Source organism: Rhodococcus indonesiensis, assembly GCF_047782815.1.
Taxonomy (GTDB): domain Bacteria; phylum Actinomycetota; class Actinomycetes; order Mycobacteriales; family Mycobacteriaceae; genus Rhodococcus; species Rhodococcus indonesiensis.
In genome coordinates this window covers 3053818-3075473 of the sequence record NZ_CP180630.1, presented here as the reverse complement: position 1 = coordinate 3075473, position 21656 = coordinate 3053818, and the positions used below count along the sequence as shown (strand labels likewise).

The 21656-nt window shown below is 72.2% G+C and carries 24 protein-coding genes; 21 read left to right on the top strand and 3 right to left on the bottom strand.

Features of this window, described 5'->3' with window-relative positions; translation table 11 throughout:
* The first annotated feature begins 121 nt into the window (after positions 1-121).
* The 13 genes from hisD (at position 122) to pepN (ending at position 11125) form a co-directional block, all read left to right on the top strand.
* The gene (gene hisD / locus ACM26Y_RS14160) at positions 122-1453 is read left to right on the top strand and encodes a histidinol dehydrogenase (RefSeq protein WP_416061214.1); all 1332 of its coding nucleotides are present in this window, start codon (positions 122-124) and stop codon (positions 1451-1453) included.
* Entirely contained in the window at positions 1450-2574 is a 1125-nt protein-coding gene (locus tag ACM26Y_RS14155) for a histidinol-phosphate transaminase (RefSeq protein WP_416061213.1), read from the top strand. Before hisD ends, ACM26Y_RS14155 begins: the two co-directional genes overlap by 4 nt.
* On the top strand, positions 2571-3203 hold the full coding sequence (gene hisB, locus ACM26Y_RS14150; protein ID WP_010595263.1) for an imidazoleglycerol-phosphate dehydratase HisB: 633 nt from the start codon (positions 2571-2573) through the stop codon (positions 3201-3203). The genes ACM26Y_RS14155 and hisB overlap by 4 nt, the downstream gene beginning before the upstream one ends.
* A complete protein-coding gene (locus tag ACM26Y_RS14145; protein WP_193788849.1) occupies positions 3203-3358 on the top strand; it encodes a hypothetical protein in 156 nt (51 codons plus the stop codon). Before hisB ends, ACM26Y_RS14145 begins: the two co-directional genes overlap by 1 nt.
* 29 nt (positions 3359-3387) lie before the next feature.
* Entirely contained in the window at positions 3388-4527 is a 1140-nt protein-coding gene (locus ACM26Y_RS14140; protein ID WP_289378308.1) for an MFS transporter, read from the top strand.
* Positions 4528-4537: 10 nt separating this feature from the next.
* The gene (hisH, locus tag ACM26Y_RS14135; protein ID WP_416061212.1) at positions 4538-5173 is read left to right on the top strand and encodes an imidazole glycerol phosphate synthase subunit HisH; all 636 of its coding nucleotides are present in this window, start codon (positions 4538-4540) and stop codon (positions 5171-5173) included.
* Positions 5170-5490: a hypothetical protein gene (locus ACM26Y_RS14130; RefSeq protein WP_416061211.1), complete on the top strand. Its 321-nt coding sequence runs from the start codon at positions 5170-5172 to the stop codon at positions 5488-5490. Before hisH ends, ACM26Y_RS14130 begins: the two co-directional genes overlap by 4 nt.
* A gap of 50 nt (positions 5491-5540) precedes the next feature.
* Positions 5541-6275, top strand: a complete 735-nt coding sequence (gene priA, locus ACM26Y_RS14125; protein ID WP_003935804.1) for a bifunctional 1-(5-phosphoribosyl)-5-((5-phosphoribosylamino)methylideneamino)imidazole-4-carboxamide isomerase/phosphoribosylanthranilate isomerase PriA — start codon at positions 5541-5543, stop codon at positions 6273-6275.
* A gap of 4 nt (positions 6276-6279) precedes the next feature.
* Positions 6280-7107: an inositol monophosphatase family protein gene (locus tag ACM26Y_RS14120; protein ID WP_003935803.1), complete on the top strand. Its 828-nt coding sequence runs from the start codon at positions 6280-6282 to the stop codon at positions 7105-7107.
* Positions 7104-7877, top strand: coding sequence for an imidazole glycerol phosphate synthase subunit HisF (gene hisF, locus ACM26Y_RS14115; RefSeq protein ID WP_054375298.1), 774 nt, complete (start codon positions 7104-7106; stop codon positions 7875-7877). The genes ACM26Y_RS14120 and hisF overlap by 4 nt, the downstream gene beginning before the upstream one ends.
* A complete protein-coding gene (gene hisI / locus ACM26Y_RS14110) occupies positions 7874-8221 on the top strand; it encodes a phosphoribosyl-AMP cyclohydrolase (protein WP_003935801.1) in 348 nt (115 codons plus the stop codon). The genes hisF and hisI overlap by 4 nt, the downstream gene beginning before the upstream one ends.
* 149 nt (positions 8222-8370) lie before the next feature.
* Positions 8371-8550 (top strand): tautomerase family protein, encoded by a 180-nt coding sequence (locus ACM26Y_RS14105; RefSeq protein WP_003935800.1) that lies wholly within the window; start codon positions 8371-8373, stop codon positions 8548-8550.
* Positions 8551-8635: 85 nt separating this feature from the next.
* Positions 8636-11125, top strand: a complete 2490-nt coding sequence (gene pepN, locus ACM26Y_RS14100; protein WP_416061210.1) for an aminopeptidase N — start codon at positions 8636-8638, stop codon at positions 11123-11125.
* Positions 11126-11159: 34 nt separating this feature from the next.
* On the opposite strand, the gene ACM26Y_RS14095 is transcribed toward pepN, so the two are convergent.
* Positions 11160-11654: a MarR family winged helix-turn-helix transcriptional regulator gene (locus ACM26Y_RS14095; protein ID WP_003935798.1), complete on the bottom strand. Its 495-nt coding sequence runs from the start codon at positions 11652-11654 to the stop codon at positions 11160-11162.
* 79 nt (positions 11655-11733) lie between these two features.
* Positions 11734-12792, bottom strand: coding sequence for an NAD-dependent epimerase/dehydratase family protein (locus tag ACM26Y_RS14090; RefSeq protein WP_003935797.1), 1059 nt, complete (start codon positions 12790-12792; stop codon positions 11734-11736).
* A gap of 122 nt (positions 12793-12914) precedes the next feature.
* Here ACM26Y_RS14090 and ACM26Y_RS14085 point away from each other — a divergent pair, with 122 nt between their 5' ends.
* Positions 12915-13682, top strand: coding sequence for a dioxygenase (locus ACM26Y_RS14085; RefSeq protein WP_416063676.1), 768 nt, complete (start codon positions 12915-12917; stop codon positions 13680-13682).
* A 3-nt stretch (positions 13683-13685) separates the two neighbouring features.
* Here ACM26Y_RS14085 and ACM26Y_RS14080 read toward each other — a convergent pair whose 3' ends face one another.
* Entirely contained in the window at positions 13686-14156 is a 471-nt protein-coding gene (locus ACM26Y_RS14080; protein WP_416061209.1) for a peroxiredoxin, read from the bottom strand.
* 58 nt (positions 14157-14214) lie between these two features.
* Between ACM26Y_RS14080 and ACM26Y_RS14075 the strand changes: the two genes are divergently transcribed.
* From ACM26Y_RS14075 to ACM26Y_RS14045, 7 genes are all read left to right on the top strand, one after another.
* The gene (locus tag ACM26Y_RS14075; protein ID WP_193788807.1) at positions 14215-15798 is read left to right on the top strand and encodes an anthranilate synthase component I; all 1584 of its coding nucleotides are present in this window, start codon (positions 14215-14217) and stop codon (positions 15796-15798) included.
* Complete coding sequence (locus tag ACM26Y_RS14070; protein WP_416061208.1) at positions 15795-16481, top strand: TIGR02234 family membrane protein; 687 nt, start codon at positions 15795-15797, stop codon at positions 16479-16481. The genes ACM26Y_RS14075 and ACM26Y_RS14070 overlap by 4 nt, the downstream gene beginning before the upstream one ends.
* Before the next feature lie 79 nt (positions 16482-16560).
* Positions 16561-17370 (top strand): indole-3-glycerol phosphate synthase TrpC, encoded by an 810-nt coding sequence (gene trpC / locus ACM26Y_RS14065; protein WP_003935792.1) that lies wholly within the window; start codon positions 16561-16563, stop codon positions 17368-17370.
* Positions 17371-17494: 124 nt separating this feature from the next.
* Positions 17495-18754, top strand: coding sequence for a tryptophan synthase subunit beta (gene trpB, locus ACM26Y_RS14060; protein WP_052033944.1), 1260 nt, complete (start codon positions 17495-17497; stop codon positions 18752-18754).
* A complete protein-coding gene (gene trpA / locus ACM26Y_RS14055; RefSeq protein WP_003935790.1) occupies positions 18751-19560 on the top strand; it encodes a tryptophan synthase subunit alpha in 810 nt (269 codons plus the stop codon). Before trpB ends, trpA begins: the two co-directional genes overlap by 4 nt.
* Entirely contained in the window at positions 19557-20597 is a 1041-nt protein-coding gene (lgt, locus tag ACM26Y_RS14050) for a prolipoprotein diacylglyceryl transferase (protein WP_003935789.1), read from the top strand. Before trpA ends, lgt begins: the two co-directional genes overlap by 4 nt.
* Positions 20594-21514, top strand: coding sequence for an NINE protein (locus ACM26Y_RS14045; protein ID WP_416061207.1), 921 nt, complete (start codon positions 20594-20596; stop codon positions 21512-21514). Before lgt ends, ACM26Y_RS14045 begins: the two co-directional genes overlap by 4 nt.
* The last annotated feature ends 142 nt before the right edge of the window (positions 21515-21656 follow it).

The window sequence follows — 21656 nt, the reverse complement described above, 5'->3', positions numbered from 1 at the left end:
TAGGTCCCGGCCGCCTTCGCCTCGGGGGTGCGCCGACGGCGCGTTCGGGGACTGCCGTCGAGGGTGATCGCCGCCATCACGGATAATGGAACGGACCCCCGTTCGCGAGAGAGGACACCTCATGCTTGCCCGCACCGACCTGCGCGGTCGAACCCCCACCACTGCGGAGCTGAGGGGCGCGCTGCCCCGCGGCGGAGTGGATGTGGACGCGGTGCTGCATCAGGTGCGGCCCGTGGTCGAGGACGTGCGCGACCGAGGCGCCGTCGCGGCCCTCGATTACAGCGAGAAGTTCGACGGGGTGCGCCCCGACCGCGTGCGGGTGCCGAAGGCCGAACTCGACCGGGCGCTCGACGAACTCGATCCCGCCGTGCGTTCGGCGCTGGTCGTGGCGATCGAACGGACCCGCACGGTGCACCAGGACCAGCGTCGCACCGACACCGTCACCGAGGTCGTGCCCGGCGGCACCGTCACCGAACGCTGGGTGCCGGTCGAGCGGGTGGGGCTGTACGTGCCGGGAGGCAACGCCGTCTACCCCTCGTCGGTCGTGATGAACGTCGTGCCCGCCCAGGCGGCCGGTGTCCAGTCGCTCGTCGTCGCCTCCCCGCCGCAGGCGAACTTCGGGGGCCTGCCGCACCCGACCATCCTCGCCGCTGCCGCCCTCCTCGGCGTCGACGAGGTGTGGGCCGTCGGCGGGGCCCAGGCCGTGGCGCTGCTCAGCTACGGCGGAACCGACGCGACCCAGGACGGGGACGCCGAACTGGCCCCGGTCGACATGATCACCGGCCCGGGCAACATCTACGTCACCGCCGCCAAGCGCCTGTGCCGCGCCGTCGTCGGCATCGACGCCGAAGCCGGCCCCACCGAGATCGCCATCCTGGCCGACCACACTGCCGATCCGGTGCACGTCGCCGCCGACATGATCAGCCAGGCCGAGCACGACGTCATGGCGGCCTCGGTGCTCGTCACAACCAGCGCCGAGCTCGCCGATGCCGTCGACGCCGCCGTCGACACCCAGCTCGAGCGCACCAAGCACCGCGAACGAGTACGGACCGCGTTGTCGGGCAGCCAGTCCGGGATCGTCCTCGTCGACGACCTCGACCAGGGCCTGCAGGTCGTGAACGCCTACGCCGCCGAGCACCTCGAGATCCAGACCGAGAACGCGTCCGCGGTCGCGGCGCGGGTGCGGGCCGCGGGCGCGATCTTCGTCGGCCCCTGGGCGCCGGTCAGCCTCGGCGACTACTGCGCAGGCTCGAACCACGTGCTGCCCACCGCCGGCTGCGCCCGGCACCAGTCCGGTCTGAGCGTGCAGACGTTCCTGCGGGGCATCCACGTCGTCGAGTACACCCGGGAGGCGCTCGAGGACGTCGCGGGACACGTGATCACTCTCGCCACCGCGGAGGACCTGCCCGCCCACGGCGAGGCGGTCCGGCTGCGCTTCGAGGACCTGCAGTGAGCGCGCCGGGAGCCGGGATCACCGTCGACGACCTGCCGCTGCGGGAGAACCTGCGCGGCAAGTCCGCCTACGGTGCGCCGCAGCTGACGGTGCCGGTGCAGCTGAACACCAACGAGAACCCGCACCCCCCGACGCAGGCACTGATCGACGACGTCGCCGAGTCGGTGCGCGCGGCTGCCGCGCAGCTGCACCGCTACCCCGACCGTGACGCCGTCGCGCTGCGCACCGACCTGGCCGACTACCTCACGCGGCAGACCGGTGTCGCCGTGAGCGTCGAGAACGTCTGGGCCGCCAACGGCTCCAACGAGATCCTGCAGCAGATCCTGCAGGCCTTCGGCGGGCCGGGACGCTCCGCGATGGGGTTCGTGCCGTCCTACTCGATGCACCCGATCATCGCCGACGGCACCCAGACCGAGTGGCTGCCCACGTACCGGGGCGAGGACTTCACCCTCGACGTCGACTCGTCGGTCGCCGCCATCCGCGTGCAGCGCCCCGACGTGGTCTTCGTCACCAGCCCCAACAACCCGACCGGGCACAGCATCCCGCTGGACGAGCTGCGGGCGATCTGCGCGGCCGCGCCCGGCATCGTGATCGTCGACGAGGCCTACGCCGAGTTCTCCGCCGCCCCCAGCGCGCTCGCACTGATCGACGAGTACCCGGCCAAGGTGATCGTCTCGCGCACCATGAGCAAGGCGTTCGCGTTCGCCGGCGGCCGGCTCGGATACCTCGCCGCGGCGCCCGCCGTCGTCGAAGCCCTGCTGCTCGTGCGGTTGCCCTACCACCTGTCGGTGCTCACCCAGGCCGCCGCCCGGGCCGCGCTGCGGCACGCCGACGAGACCCTCGGCTCGGTCGCGCGGCTGTGCGCCGAACGCGACCGCATCGTGACCGAGCTGACCCGATTCGGCTACCACGTGGTGCCCTCGGACGCGAATTTCGTCCTGTTCGGCCGCTTCGCCCACGCCGCCGCCACCTGGCAGCACTACCTCGACGAGGGAGTGCTGATCCGGGACGTCGGGATCCCCGGGTTCCTGCGCACCACCGTGGGCCTACCCCACGAGAACGACGAACTGCTACGGGTGAGCGAAAAGCTCGCCGCCACCGAGATCGAGGACGCGCGATGAGCGAGCAGACCACCCCCACCCCGCGCACCGCGCGGATCGAACGCACCACCAAGGAGTCGTCCATCGTCGTCGAGCTGAACCTCGACGGCACCGGCCGCACCGACATCGCCACCGGTGTCCCGTTCTACGACCACATGCTCACCGCACTCGGTCAGCACGCCAGCTTCGACCTGACCGTGCGCGCGCAGGGCGACATCGAGATCGAGGCGCACCACACCGTCGAGGACACCGCCATCGTCCTCGGCCAGGCCCTGAACCAGGCGCTCGGGGACAAGCGCGGCATCCGCCGCTTCGGCGACGCCTTCATCCCGATGGACGAGACCCTCGCGCACGCGGCGGTCGACGTCTCCGGCCGTCCCTACTGCGTGCACACCGGCGAACCGGACTACATGGTGCACTCGGTGATCGGCGGTTACCCCGGCGTGCCGTACTCGACCGTGATCAACAAGCACGTGTTCGAATCCCTCGCCTTCCATGCCCGCATCGCCCTGCACGTCCGCGTGCTCTACGGCCGCGACCAGCACCACATCACCGAGGCCGAGTTCAAGGCTGTCGCGCGAGCGTTGCGCCAGGCCGTCGAACCGGATCCCCGGGTCAGTGGCGTGCCGTCGACCAAGGGCACCCTGTAGTGGACGTCGTCCTGACGTACGGCCTGTTCATGGTGGCCGGCCTCGCTGCAGGTGGCACCTGGTCGATGTGGCGGGCCGGGAACACCCTCTTCGCCGGGGTGCTGCTGGCGCTGACCCTGCTCGCCGCGATCGCCGGCGTGCTGAGGCTGCTCTGAGCTCCTCGGACCGGCCGGGCCTGCTCGCGGTGCCCGGCCTGCCCGCCGCCTGGGCGATGGCGGCGGGCGCGTTCGCCGGGTTCTCGCTGCTGCTGCCCGTAGTGCCGCAGGCCGTCGCCGACGCCGGCGGCAGCGGCACCCTCGCCGGTGCGGTGACGGCGGTGTTCATGGCCGCGACGGTGCTCACCCAGCCGGCCGTGCCGCGCCTGGTGCGGGCCCGCGGCTACCGCACCGTGCTCGCCGCCGGGTGCCTGCTCCTCGGGCTTCCGTCGCTGCTGCTCCTGCTGTCGCTGCATCCGGCCGTAGTGCTGCCGACCTCCGCGGTGCGGGGAATCGGCTTCGGCATGATCACCGTGGCCAGCGCCGCGCTCGTGGCCGAACTCGCCCCCGCCCGGCTGCTCGGTCGCGCCACCGGGGCACAGGGCATCGCCATCGCCGCGGCGCAGATGGTCGGCCTGCCGCTGGGCCTGGCCGTCGCCGAGCGGGCCACCACCGCACCGGTGTTCGTGCTCGGCGCAGCGGTGCCCACGGTCGCGCTCCTCGCGATAGCGCGCCTGCCGCGAGTGGTCGCGCGCCGGCCCGGCGCGGCCGGCAGCCGCATCCCGCTCGGGGCACTGGCCCTGCCGGCGGTGGCGATCGCCGCCGGTGCTGTCGCCTACGGTGGCCTCACCTCGCTGCTGGCGATCGCCGTGCCCGCGGCCGCCGGGTACGTGGCGGCCGCGTTGGCGCTGATCAGTGCGTCCACCCTCGTCGGCCGCTACGGCGCCGGTGCGGTCGCGGACCGGATCGGTGCGGGCCGGCTCCTGCCGGCCGGGCTCGGTCTGGTCGCCGTGGCGATGGTGCCGTTCGCGCTCGCCGCGGACGAGCGCGGTGGCGCGGCGGTGCTGCTCGGTGCGGCCGTGGCATTCGGTCTCGGTTTCGGGATCGTCCAGAACGATGCACTGATGCTGGCGTTCCGTCGCGCCGGACCCGCTCACATCGGCGCCGCGAGCGCCGCCTGGAACATCGGCTTCGACGCGGGCACCGGGGCCGGATCCCTGCTGCTCGGCGGGATCGCCACCGTCGCAGGTTATCCCGCCGCCTTCGCCACCGTCGCGCTGCTCGTGCCGCTCCTTCCACTGTGCGCCCGGATCGCCGGGCCGTCGGAGCGGCGCGGCGCAGCCCCATAGAATCGAACTCATGAGCGCAACCAAGGTCGCCGTCCTCGACTACGGCTCCGGCAATCTGCATTCGGCGACGCGCGCGGTGGCGCGCACCGGCGTGCAGGTGGAGGTGACCGCCGACCCGCAGGTCGCGCTCGCCGCCGACGGCCTCGTCGTGCCCGGTGTCGGTGCGTTCGCGGCGTGCATGGCGGGGCTGAAGGCGGTGCGCGGGGACCGGATCATCGGCCAGCGACTCGCCGGCGGCCGCCCTGTGCTCGGCATCTGCGTCGGCATGCAGATCCTCTTCGACAAGGGTGTGGAATTCGGCGTCGAGACCGACGGTTGCGGCGAATGGCCGGGCACCGTCGAACGTCTCGATGCGCCGGTGCTGCCGCACATGGGCTGGAACACCGTCGACGCCCCCGACACCAGCGTGCTGTTCGCGGGCATGGACCGCGACACCCGGTTCTACTTCGTGCACTCCTATGCCGCGCAGAAGTGGGAGCTGCCACCTTCGGAGCTGATCGCTCCACCCGCGCTGACCTGGGCCGAGCACGGCGTGCGGTTCCTCGCCGCGGTCGAGAACGGCCCGCTTTCGGCGACGCAGTTCCATCCCGAGAAGTCCGGTGACGCCGGAGCCGAGCTGCTGCGCAACTGGGTCGGCAGTTTGTGAACCGTGGCGCGGGCGGCGACGACCCGGCCCGGCCGGACTTCTCGCTCGGCCGGCTCGCTCTGACGGCATTGGGTGCCGCCACCGGGGTGCTCCTGCTCGCCACCGCGGTGATCGTGGTGCTGCAACCGGGGCCCGTCGTCGCGTTGATCGTCGCCCTCGCCGGTGTGGTCGGCGCGATCGCCGCGATGGGCGTCGTCTCGACGCGGACGACGCGCCGCGCCTTCGGTCGCGACGGTCACGATGCGCCGCACCGCGGCGGTCACGATGCGCCGCACCGCGACGGGGACGCCGGGCCGCGCCGCGACGGGGACGAATGACCGTCGGGGCCGGTGCTCGGCGGCCGCCGCGACCCGCTAGCATGGGCGCAGTGAGCCTGGTCCTTTTGCCTGCAGTCGATGTCGCCAACGGTGAAGCAGTTCGCCTCGTCCAGGGAGAGGCGGGCAGCGAGACCAGCTACGGCTCTCCCCGCGATGCCGCCCTCGAGTGGCAGAACGCCGGCGCCGAATGGGTGCACCTCGTCGATCTCGACGCCGCCTTCGGGCGCGGCTCCAACCGCGAGCTCCTCGCAGACGTCGTCGGCGAGCTCGACGTGAAGGTGGAACTGTCCGGCGGTATCCGCGACGACGAATCCCTCGAAGCGGCGCTCGCCACCGGGTGCGCTCGCGTCAACCTCGGGACCGCCGCCATCGAGGATCCCGACTGGTGCGCCCGCGCCATCGCCGAGTACGGCGACCGCATCGCCGTCGGGCTCGATGTCAAGCTCATCGACGGACAGTGGCGCCTGCGGGGCCGGGGCTGGGTCTCCGACGGTGGCGACCTGTGGGAGGTCCTCGCCCGGCTCGACCGCGACGGTTGCAGCCGGTACGTCGTCACCGACGTCACCAAGGACGGCACGCTCACCGGCCCCAACCTCGACCTGCTCGCCCAGGTCTGCGCCGCCACCGACGCTCCCGTCGTCGCCTCCGGCGGCGTGTCCGCCCTCGACGACCTGCGGGCGATCGCCGGTCTCGTCGACCGGGGTGTCGAGGGCGCCATCGTCGGCAAGGCGCTGTACGCGGGCCGGTTCACGCTCACCGAGGCACTCGACGCGGTCTCGCGCTGATCCGATGACCGTGCCCGCCGACCTGTCCAGCCTGCTCGCCGTCGCCGGCGAGGTGCTCGACGTGGCGTCGGAACGGTTCGTAGCCGGTCGCGGGGCGCCGCGCTCGGTGGACAAGGGCCCCAACGACTTCGCCACCGATCTCGACCTCGAGCTGGAACGGAGCATCTCCTCCGAGCTCGAGCGGCGCACCGGCATCTCCGTGCACGGCGAGGAGTTCGGCGGCCCCGAAGCTGATTCGGGCACGGTGTGGCTGCTCGACCCGATCGACGGCACCGTCAACTACTCGGCCGGGCTTCCCACCGCGGGAATCCTGCTCGCGCTCGTCCGGGACGGCGACCCGGTTCTCGGGCTGACCTGGTTGCCGTTCGTCGGCGACCGGTTCGCGGCCGCCGTCGGTGGGCCGCTGCTGCGCAACGGCCGTCCCCAGCCGCCGCTGCAGCGCGCGACGCTCGCGGAGGTGATGGTCGGTGTCGGCAGCTTCGACATCGACAGCCGCGGGCGCATCCCGGGCCGGCGCCGCCTCGACGTCATCACCGAGCTGAGCCGCCGGGTCTCGCGCCTGCGCATGCACGGATCGACCGGAGTGGACCTGGCCTACACGGCGGCCGGGGTGCTCGGCGCGGCCGTCGTCTTCGGGCACCACCCGTGGGACAACGCCGCCGGCGTCGCTCTGGTGCGGGCAGCCGGTGGGCGCGCCACCGACTTCGCCGGCGAGCCCTGGCGCATCGGCTCCGGTTCGGTGGTCGCCGGAGCGCCGGGTGTGCACGAGGAGATACTCGACATCGTGGGATCGCTCACCGGTCCCGTCCCCGAGGAGGACCGAATTACATGACCCTGGCAGTGCGGGTGATCCCGTGTCTGGACGTCGACGCCGGCCGCGTCGTCAAGGGGGTGAACTTCGAGAACCTGCGCGACGCCGGTGATCCCGTCGAACTCGCCGCCGCGTACGACCTGCAGGGCGCGGACGAGTTGACCTTCCTCGACGTCACCGCCTCCAGCGGCGACCGCGGCACCATGCTCGACGTGGTCAGCCGCACGGCCGAGCAGGTGTTCATCCCGTTGACGGTGGGGGGCGGGGTGCGCACCGTCGAGGACGTGGATCGGCTGCTGCGTGCCGGCGCGGACAAGGTCAGCATCAACACCGCGGCCATCGCCCGCCCCGAGGTGCTGCGCGAGATGTCCGAGCGGTTCGGATCGCAGTGCATCGTGCTGTCCGTCGACGCGCGCACCGTGCCCGACGGCGAGGACGACACCCCGTCGGGATGGGAGGTCACCACGCACGGCGGTCGTCGGGGTACCGGCATCGACGCCGTCGAATGGGCCCGCCGCGGCGCGGAACTCGGGGTGGGGGAGATCCTGCTGAACTCGATGGACGCCGACGGCACCAAGTCCGGTTTCGACCTGCCGATGATCCAGGCGGTGCGCGCCGCGGTCCACGTACCGGTGATCGCCAGCGGCGGCGCCGGAGCGGTGGAGCACTTCGCGCCGGCCGTGCACGCCGGCGCCGACGCGGTGCTCGCGGCCAGCGTGTTCCATTTCGGGGAGCTCACCATCGCGCAGGTGAAGGCGGCGATGCGCGCAGAAGGGATCGAGGTCCGATGAGCAGTCTGGATCCGGCGATTGCGGCGCGGCTCAAGCGCAACGAGGCGGGGCTGTTCGCCGCCGTCGCGCAGGAACGCGCCACCGGCGACGTGCTGATGATGGCATGGATGGACGACGAGGCCCTCGCCCGGACCCTCGAGACCCGCACCGCGACCTACTTCTCGCGTTCGCGCGGACAGTACTGGGTCAAGGGCGAGACCTCCGGCCACACCCAGCACGTGCACGAGGTACGGCTCGACTGCGACGGCGACACGGTGTTGCTCGTCGTCGACCAGGTCGGGGCCGCGTGCCACACCGGCACCCACACGTGCTTCGACGCGGACGTCCTGCTCGCCGCCGAATAGGCGCCTCCGGCGCCGGTGTGTCCTTTGGGTGGCTGGGGCAGCCCAAAGGACACACCGGCCGCGGAGCGGCCGAAGGGGATTCGACCGACCGGATTGTTTCGTTACGCCTCGACGTCCGGCTCCGTGGGCGGTGCGGCACAATCTCACCCATGCCCCTCATCCAGATCAGCCAGACCCCCGGTCTCACCGTCGAGCAGAAGCGCGCCACCATCGAGGCGGTGACCAGGGCCTACGCGGAGGCGACCGGCAAGGACGCGAAATCGGTGTGGGTGACCATCACCGAGGTGCCGCGGGAGCAGTGGGGCGTCGGGGGGGTCCCGCTCGGGTGAGGCACGCCGCTCCCCGAGCGGCCCGCCCCACCGCGGGTACCGCCGGCCGACGGTCCCGCTCAGCGGGTCCTGGCAGGATCGGCGTATGCCGTCCGCGAACCTGACCCGTGCCGAAACCGCCGAGCGTTCCCGGGCCGTGTCGGTCCGCAGCTACCACGTCGACCTCGACCTGCGTGGCGCCCCGGACGCCGGGAACCCCTGCTTCCCGACCACGACGACGGTCGAGTTCACCGCCGCCGCGGACGCGACGTGGCTCGACTTCCTCGGCCCCCGGGTGGAGTCGGTCGTGCTCAACGGTGCGGCGGTGCCCGTCCGGTACGACGGCGCGCGCATCGGGCTGAGCGGTCTGCGCGCGCACAACGTCGTCACCGTCGTCGCCACCGCGGACTACAGCAGGTCCGGCGAGGGTCTGCATCGGTACGTCGATCCCGCCGACGGACAGACCTACCTGTACACGCAGTACGAACCCGCGGACGCGCGACGAGTGTTCGCCTGCTTCGAACAGCCGGACATGAAGGCGCCGTTCACCTTCGTCGTGTCCGCCCCGGCGGGCTGGCAGGTGCTGTCCAATCGACATGTCGCCGAACGTGAATCGCTCGGTGACGCACAGACGGTGAAGTTCGCGCCGACACTGCCGATCTCCACCTACATCACCGCGGTCGTGGCGGGCCCGTACCACCGCGCCGAATCCTCATGGAGCCGCGACGAACTCACCGTTCCCCTCGCCGTCTCGTGCCGCGCCTCACTGGCGCAGTACCTCGACGCCGACGCGGTCTTCGCCGTGACGCGGCAGGGGATGGACTTCTACGCCGAGCATTTCGGCTACCCCTACCCGTTCGGCAAGTACGACCAGGTGTTCGTGCCGGAGTACAACCTCGGTGCGATGGAGAACCCGGGGTGTGTGACCTTCACCGAGGCGTACGTGTTCCGCGGCGCCGCCACCGCCGCGCAGTACCAGGCCCGCGCGAACACGATCCTGCACGAGATGGCGCACATGTGGTTCGGCGACCTCGTCACCATGACGTGGTGGGACGACCTGTGGCTCAAGGAGTCCTTCGCGGACTACATGGGCGCGCTGGTCAGCGCCGAGGCCACCGAGTTCACCGACGCGTGGGTCGCCTTCGCGAACCGGCGCAAGGCATGGGCCTATCTGCAGGACCAGTTGCCCACGACCCACCCGATCGTCGCCGACATCGTCGACCTCGAGGCCGCCAAACTCAACTTCGACGGCATCACGTATGCGAAGGGGGCGAGCGTCCTCAAGCAGCTCGTCGCCTTCGTGGGGCGGGACGCCTTCTTCGAGGGCGCGCGGCGCTACTTCCGCAGGCACGCTTTCGGGAACACCACCCTCGCGGATCTGCTCACCGAGTTGTCGGCGACGTCGGGGCGAGACCTGTCGGAGTGGGCGCGCGCCTGGCTGCAGACCAGCGGCGTGTCGACCCTGACGCTCGAGGACGCGGGGGAGGGGTGGTCCGCGATCGTCCAGCGGCCGGCCCGGCCCCACCGGCTGGCCGTGGGTCACTACGACTTCGACGAGCACGGGGACCTGGTCTGCCGGCGGCGCGTCGAGGTCGATCTCGAGGCCGAGCGCACCGTGTTCGAGTCCGCGCCCGCACCGCTGATCCTGCTCGACGATGCCGACCTGACCTACGCCAAGGTCCGTCTCGACCCACGCTCCCTCGAGACGGTGGAGCATTCGCTCGACCGTGTCGTCGACCCGCTGGCGCGGGGATCGATCTGGTCGGCACTGTGGAACGCCACCCGGGACGGCGAACTGACCGCGGCACGGTATCTGGCCGCGGTCCGCAGGTTCGCAGTGGCCGAACCGAATCCGGCCCTGCTGACCGCTCTGCTGACGAACGCGCCCTACGCGATCGAGCACTACCTGCCGCCTGCGAGCCGGCCCGGGCAGCGTCGTCGCTGGCTGGAGGCGGCCTGGACGGCCGTGTTCACCACCGCCCCGGGATCCGACGAGCAACTCGCCTGGGCCCGCGCGGTCGCCGTGGCCGCGGCAGTCGACGACACCCGTGCCGCCGAGGTGCGGGCGATCCTCGACGGGACCGGGAAGACGCCGGACGGACTGCGGTTGGATCCGGACCTGCGCTGGCAGCTGTGGACCGCACTGGCGGCCACCGGGCACGCGGAGTCCGCCGATCTCGACGGGGAACTCGCCCGCGACGACACCGGTTCCGGGCGGACCGCGCGGCTGCGCGCCCTGGCCGCGCGGCCCCTCCCCGCGGTCAAAGATCAGGCGTGGACCGCGATCTTCACCGACACGGCGCTGTCGAACGAGCACCTCGACGCCACCATCGCCGGGTTCCGGGCCGGAGCGCACCGGGAACTGATCGCCCCGTTCGACGACGACTACTTCGCCGCGATCCGGACGGTGTGGTCCGAGCGCAGTATCGAGATGGCGCGCCGGATCGTCGTCGGGCTGTTCCCGGCCGGGAACACCCTCGAGCCGAGCGACCGGTGGCTCGAGGCGCACGCCGACGCCCCGGCGGCCTTGCGGCGCCTGGTGGTCGAGCAGCGCGACCACCTCGCCCGTGACCTGCGGGCCCAGGCGCTCCGCTGAGCGGAGGCTCCGCCGGACCGGGCGGTCGACGGAGTCAGGCCTTGCCGGTCCCGGCGGCGATGCCCCGGTCGAGTTGCCCGAGCAGTGCGGTGCCGAGCTCGGTGAGCGCGGTGACTTGTTCGTCGTCCAGCCCCTGGAACACCAGGGCTTGGACGGTCGCGACGTGGCCGGGCGCCGCCTCGACGAGCTTGGTCATGCCGGCGTCGGTGAGCACCGCGAACGAGCCGCGCGTGCCGGGCACGCTCTGCCGGCGCACCCATCCGGCATGTTCCAGCTTGGTCACCACGTGGGACAGCCGCGAGAGCGACGCGTTCGACAGCTGCGCCAGCTCGGACAGGCGCAGCTGCCGGCCGGGTGCCTCGGACAGCTCCGCGAGGACCGAGTAGTCGAAATGGGTGAGCGCCGAGTCCCGCTGCAGCTGCGTGTCGAGCGCGGCCGGCAATCGGGTGATCAGTGCTACCAGTTTCCGCCAGGCCCGCTGCTGGGATGCGGTCAGCCACTCGGTGTCGTCGATCTGTGCGGAACCCACGGGTGCACCGTCCTTTCTCGATCGTCCACATTATCGGGACGGCCGGTGCGAGAGGACGGCGTCCCGTCGGAGCCGACGGTCAGGGGCGCCGTCCCATGCCGGTGGCAACCTCGTGCAGTCGGCCGCCCACGCTGTCCGCCGTCAGTGGCGGCGTCGGCAGTCCCGCGCCGTCGCGCAGGCCCGTCACGAACTCCTCGAGGGTGGCGCGGGGGGAGAACCGAGGGACCCACTCGAGGTCGGTGCGGGCGCGGGTGCAGTCCATGAGCGGCAGCCGCAGCACGGTGTCGAGCAGCCCGGGGGAGGCGGGGGCGAGCCGGGCGTGCCAGGCGGCGGCGACGGCGGCGTGCAGCGCCGCGGCCGGGACGGGCACCGTGCGGGCGCCGAGGATCTCGGCGAGGGTCTCGGCGTCGACGGGGGGTTCGGCGGCGAGATTGAAGGCGCCCCGCACCGGCCGCAGGACGGCCCGCACGTACGCGTCGGCGGCGTCCTCGGTGTGCAGTACCTGCATCCGCAGCCCGGCGGTGCGGGGGACGACGGGCAGGGCGCGGACGAGGCGGCCGGGGACGAACGGTCCGGCGAACAATCGGCGCTGGGCGGTGGCGGACTCGCGCTTGAAGATGAACCCTGGCCGCATCCGGACCACGCGGAGGTCGGGGTGCCGCAGTTCGAACGCGTCGAGCCAGCGTTCGAGGTACGCCTTCTCCCGCGGGTACGCCGCGCCGGGCCAGCCGTGGGTGGGCCAGCGTTCGTCGACCCGTTCGTGCTGTGGTCCCGGCGAGTAGGCGCCGACCGACGACGCGTGGACCACGGCGGGGACGCCCGCCGCGGCGGCGGCCTCGAACACCCGGATCGATCCGAGAACATTGTTGCGCCAGGTGATCTCGGGTTTGTGGGTGGGCTGGAAGAGCCAGGCCAGGTGGACGACCGCGTCGGCACCCCGCAGCAGTTCGTGCAGGTTGTCGTGGACGACGTCGGCGACGACGAAGTCGGTCTTGGGGCAGCGCCAGTCGGTGGGGCGGCGGGCGATGCCGACCACCGACCCGACGGTCTCCCGGGCGGCGAGTGCCGCCGTGACGCTGGTGCCCACGTTTCCGGTCGCGCCCGTGACGACCACCTTCGAGCCCTGTGTTCCGGTCATGAGCGGGGGATACCCGCGCCTTCGTCGATCCATCCCCGCCGGCCGGGAACATTCCGGAGGCCGCCGACGCTGCATCGGGTAGCATGGTTGAAGCTTCAACTTTAGGAGTTCGTGTGAGCCTCATGCCCGCCCTGTTCCTCAGCCACGGGGCACCGCCCCTCGTCGACAGCGCGACGTGGGTGGCGCAGCTGCAGCGCTGGGCCGCCGACCTGCCGACGCCTACCGCGATCCTCGTGGTCTCCGCGCACTGGGAGTCCGCGCCGTTGACGATCGGTGCCACCACCACCGGCACCCCGCTCGTGTACGACTTCGGCGGCTTCCCCCGCCGCTTCTACGAGGTCACCTACCCGGCGCCCGGTGCCCCCGGCCTCGCCCGCACGGTGGCCGCGCTGATGCCCGACGGCGAACCGGTCGTGCAGCAGCCGCACCGCGGACTCGACCACGGCGCGTACGTGCCGCTCACCGTCATGTACCCGGACGCGGACATCCCGGTACTGCAGATCTCCCTGCCCACCCTCGATCCGGCACGGCTGCTCACGCTCGGCGCGCGGCTGCGTCCCCTCCGGGAGCAGGGAGTGCTCGTCGTCGGTTCCGGCTTCACCACGCACGGCCTGCCGTTTCTGCGCGACCCGCGTCCCGAGGCCGCCGCGCCCGGCTGGTCCGCCGAGTTCGACGCCTGGGCCGCCGAGCGGCTCGCCGCCGGCGACGTCGACGGTCTGCTCGACTTCCGCACCCGGGCACCGGGCATGCCGTACGCCCACCCGACGGTCGAGCACTTCGCCCCACTGTTCGTCACCCTCGGCGCGTCGAGCGATCCGGGGCAGGCACCCCGGCAGGTGATCGACGGGTTCTGGATGGGATTGGCGAAGCGCTCCGTCCAGGTGGACTGATCGTCAGTCCCGGGCCGCGCGCCGCGCCCGCAGCGCCGCGAGGGCTCGGTCCGCGTGCACGTCGGGGCGCACCTCGCTGGCGATCACCGCGAGCACCGTGCGGTCGGTGTCCAGCACGAACGTGGTCCGCTTGACCGGCGACAGCCGGGCGAGCAGCCCCCGGCGCACCCCGAACCGGGCCGCCACCTCGCCGTCCGGGTCGGACAGCAACGGATAGTCGAGCGACTGGCGCGTCGACCATGCGCCCAGCCGGTCCACCGGGTCGGTGCTGATACCGACCCGGGTCGCGCCGACGGCCGCGAACTCGGCCGCCAGATCCCGGAAATGGCACGCCTCGGCCGTGCACACCGGGGTGAACGCGGCCGGGTAGAAGAACAGCACCACCGGCCCGTCCGTCAGCAGCGCGGACAGGGTCCGCGGACGCCCGTCCTGGTCGTTCGCCGTGAAATCGGGGGCGGTGTCACCGGCTCTCATGCCGGGTGACGCTACCGCGACCGCGCTCGCCGCGGCAGGCCCTGGGATGATGGGCGCCATGTCCGGCGAGCCCACCACCATCCCCGCAGCGGCGTCCGACCCCACCGAGGGCGGCCGACCCGACCCCACCACCACCCGCGAGCAGTTCCGGCTCCTCGCCGCCGAGCACCGGGTCGTCCCCGTGACCCGCAAGGTCCTCGCCGACGCGGAGACTCCGTTGTCGGCCTACCGCAAGCTCGCCGCCGACCGGCCCGGCACCTTCCTGCTCGAATCCGCCGAGAACGGCCGGTCCTGGTCCCGGTGGTCGTTCATCGGCGCGGGCAGCCCCGCCGCGCTCACCGTGGTCGACGGCGAGGCCACCTGGTACGGGCACGTGCCCGCCGGCGCCCCCACCGGCGGCAACCCCCTCGACGTGCTGCGGCAGACGTTGCAGCTGCTGCACACCGAGCGGCTGCACGGCCTGCCCCCGCTCACCGGTGGCATGGTCGGCTACCTCGGCTACGACGTCGTGCGCCGGATCGAACGGCTGCCCGAGCACGCAGTCGACGACCTGCACATCCCGGAGACCGTGATGATGCTCGCCACCGACCTCGCCGCCGTCGACCACCACGAGGGCGCGATCACCCTCATCGCCAACGCCGTCAACTGGGACGGCTCCGACGAGCGCGTCGACGAGGCATACGACGACGCCGTCACCAGGCTGGACCGGATGACCGCGGCGCTGGCCGCGCCGGCCCCGTCGACCGTCTCGACGTTCGACCGCCCCGCCCCGGACTACCGGCGCCAACGCACCACCGAAAGCTTCGGCGCCGACGTGCGCCGGCTCATCGGCGAGATCGAGGCCGGCGAGGCGTTCCAGGTGGTGCTGTCCCAGCGCTTCGAGATCGACTGCCACGCGGCGCCGATCGACGTGTACCGGATGCTGCGGGCCTCGAATCCGAGCCCGTACATGTTCCTCATGCACGTCCCCGACGGCGACGGCGGCACCGCGTTCTCCGTCGTCGGCTCGAGCCCGGAAGCGCTGGTGACCGTCGCCGACGGCGTCGCCACCACCCATCCCATCGCCGGCACCCGCTGGCGCGGCACCAGCGAGGAGGAGGACATCCTGCTCGAGAAGGACCTGCTCGCCGACGAGAAGGAGAACGCCGAGCACCTCATGCTCGTCGACCTCGGTCGCAACGACCTGGGGCGGGTGTGCGAACCCGGCACGGTCAAGGTGCACGACTACCGGCACATCGAGCGTTACAGCCACGTCATGCACCTCGTCTCGACCGTGACCGGCCGCCTCGCCGAAGGCCGGCACGCCCTCGACGCGGTCACCGCGTGCTTTCCCGCCGGCACCTTGTCCGGTGCCCCCAAGGTGCGGGCGATGGAGCTGATCGACGAGCTCGAACCGACCCGGCGCGGCATCTACGGCGGCATCGTCGGCTACCTCGACTTCGCCGGTGACGCCGACACCGCCATCGCGATCCGTTCCGCTCTGGTCAAGGACGGCGTCGCCTACGTGCAGGCCGGTGCCGGCGTCGTGGCCGACTCCGACCCGGTCTACGAGGACACCGAGGCGCGTAACAAGGCCATGGCGGTGCTCTCCGCCGTCGCCGCCGCCGGCACCCTCACCCCGTACGAGGGAGACCAGCGGTGAGCGCTCCCGGCACCTCGGGGCGGCGCCGCGGAGTGATCGCCGCGCTGCTCGCGACCGCCGCCACCGCGCTGTGGGGTGCGAGCCGCCTGACCTGGGTGACCGTCACCTCCTCCGACGGCCTCGGTGAGGACCGGGTCATCGAACTCGCCGGGGCGACGTGGGCGGCTGCGCTGACCCCGCTCGCCCTGGCGCTGCTGGCGGCGGTCGCGGCGTCCTTCGCGGTGCGCGGGTGGGCGCTGCGGGTTCTGGCGGTGCTCGTCGCGGTGGTCGCGGTCGCCGCCGCCGTCCCGGCGGTGGGACTGCTCACCGGAAGCGTCGACGACGCGACCGCGGCGCGCATCGCCGAGTTGCCGGTACGCGCCGAGGTCACCTCCCTCTCGGTCACCACCGGCCCGGCGCTGCTCGCCCTGGCCGGCGCCGTGGCCGCGCTGGCCGCCGCGGTGCAGCTGTGGCGCACCCCGCGGGCGCGGGCGGGGCTGTCGTCGCGCTACGACAGCCCCGCCGCCCGCCGGGAGGCCACGGCCCGCCGGGACACCGCCGACGAGCCGGTCACCGAACGCACGCTGTGGGACGCGCTCGACGCGGGTGAGGACCCCACGGTCGATGCCGCCGACGACCGGTCCACCGATCGAGGCGGGGAGGGCGGCACCGACGATTCGGGGACCCGCCGGACGGGTCGGTGAGGGCGCACACTACCCTTCAAGAAACTCCGATGAGCTTCCTCACATCGGATTGACAGGGGCGAAAGGACTTCGAGCCACGATGACTGTTCTCGACTCGATACTCGAAGGGGTGCGCGCCGACGTCGCCGCCCGGGAAGCGGTCCTCGACTTCGCTGCGGTCAAGGCCGCGGCCGCCGCCGCGCCCCCGTCCCTCGACGCCAAGGCCGCGTTGCTCGAGCCGGGAATCGCCGTGATCGCCGAGGTCAAGCGGGCGAGCCCGTCGAAGGGTGCGCTCGCCGACATCACCGATCCCGCCGAACTCGCCAAGGCCTACGAGGCCGGCGGTGCCCGCGCGATCAGCGTGCTCACCGAGCAGCGCCGGTTCCAGGGCAGCCTCGAGGACCTCGACGCCGTGCGGCGCGCGGTGCGGATCCCGGTGCTGCGCAAGGACTTCATCGTGGGGCCGTACCAGATCCACGAGGCGCGTGCGCACGGCGCCGACATCGTGCTGCTCATCGTCGCCGCCCTCGAGCAACCCGTGCTGCACTCGCTCGTCGACCGGGTCGAATCCCTCGGGATGACGGCACTCGTGGAGGTGCACACCGAGGAGGAAGCCGACCGGGCGCTCGAGGCCGGCGCCACCGTCATCGGGGTCAACGCCCGCAATCTCAAGACCCTCGAGGTCGACAAGAGCACGTTCGCCCGGATCGCACCGGGGTTGCCGACCGAGGTCGTCAAGATCGCCGAGTCCGGTGTGCGCGGTCCCTCCGATCTGCTCACCTACGCCGGCGCGGGCGCCGACGCGGTGCTCGTCGGCGAAGGTCTGGTGACCAGCGGCGACCCGCGCCACGCGGTTGCCGAACTGGTCACCGCCGGCACCCATCCGTCCTGCCCCAAGCCCGCGCGCTGAGCACATTCCCGTACACCGCCGACGGGCCGGACCCGGCGACGAGGCGGGGTCGAGGTTGGGGCAGACTGGACGGGTGAGCACAGACGATCCCGTACTTTCCGCCAAGGGCCGCGGTCTGCCCCGCATGAGCGCCGCAGTGGCCGAGCACAGCGCGCACGAACCCGACCCCGGCGGCCACTTCGGGGTCTTCGGCGGGCGGTTCGTCCCCGAGGCGCTGATGGCGGTCATCGAGGAGGTCACCGCCGAATACGACAAGGCGCGGGTCGACAACGGGTTCCTCGACGAACTCGACCGGCTGCAGCGCGACTACACCGGCCGGCCCTCCCCGGTGTACGAGGCCAAACGGCTGAGCGACCACGCCGGCGGCGCCCGGATCCTGCTCAAGCGCGAGGATCTCAACCACACCGGCTCACACAAGATCAACAATGTGCTCGGGCAGGCCCTGCTCGCCAAGCGGATGGGCAAGACCCGGGTCATCGCCGAGACCGGCGCCGGGCAGCACGGCGTCGCGACCGCCACCGCCTGCGCGCTGCTCGGCCTCGACTGCGTCGTCTACATGGGCGAGGTCGACACCGAACGACAGGCGCTCAACGTCGCCCGGATGCGCCTGCTCGGCGCCGAGGTCGTCGCCGCCACCAGCGGCTCGCGCACCCTGAAGGACGCGATCAACGAGGCGATGCGCGACTGGGTCACCAACGCCCACAACACCTACTACTGCTTCGGCACCGCCGCCGGACCGCACCCGTTCCCCATGATGGTGCGTGACTTCCAGCGGATCATCGGCCTGGAGGCGCGCGCACAGGTGCAGGCGCTCACCGGAAGGTTGCCCGATGCCGTCACCGCCTGCGTCGGCGGCGGGTCCAACGCCATCGGCATCTTCCACGCCTTCATCGACGACCCCGGCGTCCGCCTGGTCGGCTTCGAGGCCGGCGGCGACGGTGTGGACACCGGCCGGCACGCCGCCACCATCACCGGCGGCACGCCCGGCGCGCTGCACGGCGCCTACTCCTACCTGCTGCAGGACGAGGACGGGCAGACCATCGAGTCCCACTCGATCTCCGCCGGCCTGGACTACCCCGGCGTCGGACCCGAGCACTCCTACCTCAAGGACATCGGCCGCGCCGACTACCGGCCCGTCACCGACACCGAGGCCATGGACGCGTTCTCGCTGCTCTCGCGCACCGAAGGCATCATTCCCGCCATCGAGTCGGCGCACGCCGTCGCCGGAGCCCTGAAACTGGGCCGCGAACTCGGCTCCGGCGCGATCGTACTGGTCAATCTGTCCGGCCGCGGCGACAAGGACGTCGACACCGCCGCGCGGTGGTTCGGGCTCCTTCCCGCCGACCCCGCCACCCCCGACACGACGGAAGGATCCGCGCAGTGAGCGCCCAGCAGTCGCAGTCCCGCCTCGGCGAGGTCTTCGCCCGATGCAAGGCCGAGAACCGGGCCGCGCTCGTCGGCTATCTCCCCGCCGGATACCCCGACCTGCCGCGCTCGATCGAGGCGTTCGAAACGCTCGTGCAGGCCGGGTGCGACATCGTCGAGGTCGGCATCCCCTACAGCGACCCGGTGATGGACGGCCCCACCATCCAGGCCGCCGCCGACGAGGCGCTCACGGCGGGCTTCCGGGTGCGGGACGTGTTCCGCGTCGTCGAGGCCGTCGCCGCCGCCGGCGGCCACGCCGTCGTGATGACCTACTGGAACATCGTCCTCAAGTACGGGATCGACGAGTTCGCCCGCGACCTCGCCGCCGCCGGGGGCCTGGGCATCATCACCCCGGATCTCATCCCGGACGAGGCAGCGCAGTGGATCGCGGCCGCGGACCGGCACGGGCTCGACCGCATCTTCCTCGTCGCCCCGTCCTCGACCGCCGAGCGTCTCGCCACGACCGTCGACTCCTGCCGCGGATTCGTCTACGCCACCTCCACGATGGGCGTGACCGGCGCCCGCGACGCCGTCTCCGACATGGCGCCCGAACTCGTCGCCCGGGTGCGCGAACACTCGCAAATTCCCGTGGGTGTCGGCCTGGGCGTGCGGTCGCGGGACCAGGCCGCCCAGATCGCCGCCTACGCCGACGCGGTGATCGTCGGCTCGGCGCTGGTGGCCGCCGTGGCGCAGGGCGCCGACGCGTTGCGCGCGCTCACCACGGAACTCGCGGAGGGCGTGCGCTCGGCTAGCGTGGCCACGTGACCTCCACCGCCGTACCCGCCGCCACCGTCCTGGCGTATCTGCCCAGTCCACCGCAGGGGGTGTGGTACCTCGGGCCCATCGCGCTGCGGGCCTATGCCCTGTGCATCATCGTCGGGATCGTCGTCGCGATCTTCTGGGGTGACCGCCGCTGGGTCGCCCGCGGCGGCGAGCCCGGCACCGTGCTCGACGTCGCGGTGTGGGCCGTGCCGTTCGGCCTGATCGGGGGACGTCTGTACCACGTCGCCACCGACTGGCAGAAGTACTTCGCTGCGGGCGCCGACCCGGTCGACGCGCTGAAGATCTGGCAGGGCGGGCTGGGGATCTGGGGGGCGGTCGCCCTCGGTGGGGTCGGCGCCTGGATCGGGTGCCGTCGCCGCGGCATCCCCCTGCCCGCCTTCGGAGACGCGCTGGCGCCGGCGATCCTGCTGGCCCAGGCCATCGGCCGGCTCGGCAACTGGTTCAACCAGGAACTCTACGGCCGGGAGACGACCGTGCCGTGGGGCCTCGAGATCTACGAGCGCCGCAACGACGCGGGACTCACGAGCCCGGACCTCATCGACGGAATCTCCACCGGGCAGGTCGCAGCGGTGGTGCACCCGACGTTCCTGTACGAGCTGGTGTGGAATCTGCTCGTCGTGCTGCTGCTCGTGCTCGTCGACCGGCGATTCCGCATCGGACACGGCCGGCTGTTCGCGCTCTACGTGGCCGGATACAGCGCGGGCCGGTTCTTCGTCGAACTCATGCGGTCCGATCCGGCCACCGAGATCGCCGGGATCCGGATCAACTCCTTCACCTCCGCCATCGTGTTCGTCCTCGCCGTCGCCTACGTCGTCGTCGCGCGCAAGGGCCGGGAAGCGCCGGAGGAACTGAAATCCCGCCGTCCGGGCGGCGCAGCCGAGGCCGCCGCGGCCGGTGGCGCCGCCGGGACCCCCGACGACGAGCAGCGCGACGGTGCGCCCGGGTCCGTGGCACCGGCCGAGGCCGGCGGTAAGGTCGAGTCAGGCATGCGCAGCGAGAACGAAGGGGACAAGTCGTGACCACATCCGACCCGGGATCCCCGGAGCCCACCTCCGATCCGGGATCCCCGGAGCCCACGGGCCCGGATCTGCGGAAGAAGGACGAGACCTCCGCGGGACCGGACCTGCGCAAACAGTCCGACGCCGCGGACGCTCCCGCGGCCGGGGCGGGCGCCGCACCACGCACCGGCGAGCCGGCCTCCACAGAGGAACTGCCGACGTTCGGGGGCACCGCCGACTACGATCCGACCGCCCAGGCGTCGCTGTCCGTTCCGCCGCCCACCACCGAGTCGACCGCGTCCACCTGGGGTACGGCGGGGCCGGGCTGGAACACCTATGCGGGCATGGGCAACGGCCCGGGCTGGGGCACCACGCCGAGCTATCCGCCGCCGTCGAGCGAAGCGCAGTACGGCACCGCGCACGAGTCCGAGGCACAGACCGGCGGACAGTACGGCGGCACCGGACCCGTCTACGGCACGCCCGACCCGCAGTTCCAGAGCGCACCGGAGTTCCAGAGTGCACCGGAGTTCCAGAGCGCCCCGCAGTACCCGCCGCCCTCCTCGCAGGGCTACGGATCCTCCGGTTACGGGCACTCCGGCTACGGGTCACCCGGATACGGTGCCTACGGCGATCCCTCCGCCCCGTACGGACGGGACCCGGCGACCGGCGAACCGTACTCGGACAAGTCGAAGACCACCGCGGGTCTGCTGCAACTGCTGCTTCCCTTCGTCGGGATCTGCGGTGTCGGTCGGCTCTACCTCGGGAGCACCGCTGTCGGCCTCATCCAGCTGCTCGGGCTGTGGATCGGTGGCCTGCTGGCGATCGTCCTGATCGGCTTCGTGATCATGCCGGTGATCTGGGTGTGGTCCGTCATCGACGGGATCATGATGCTCACCGGTAGCGTCCGCGACTCCGACGGCCGTCCGCTACGGCCCTGACCCATCCGTCCGGCGGCCGGGCGCGCATCTCGCGCGGCCGGCCGCCGCGCGCGTAGACTGACCGCCACCGGGACCGATCCCCGGTTCGATCGTCGGGCGGACCTGGTCCGGCCACCCGCACCGCAGCGCACGCCCGTCGTGG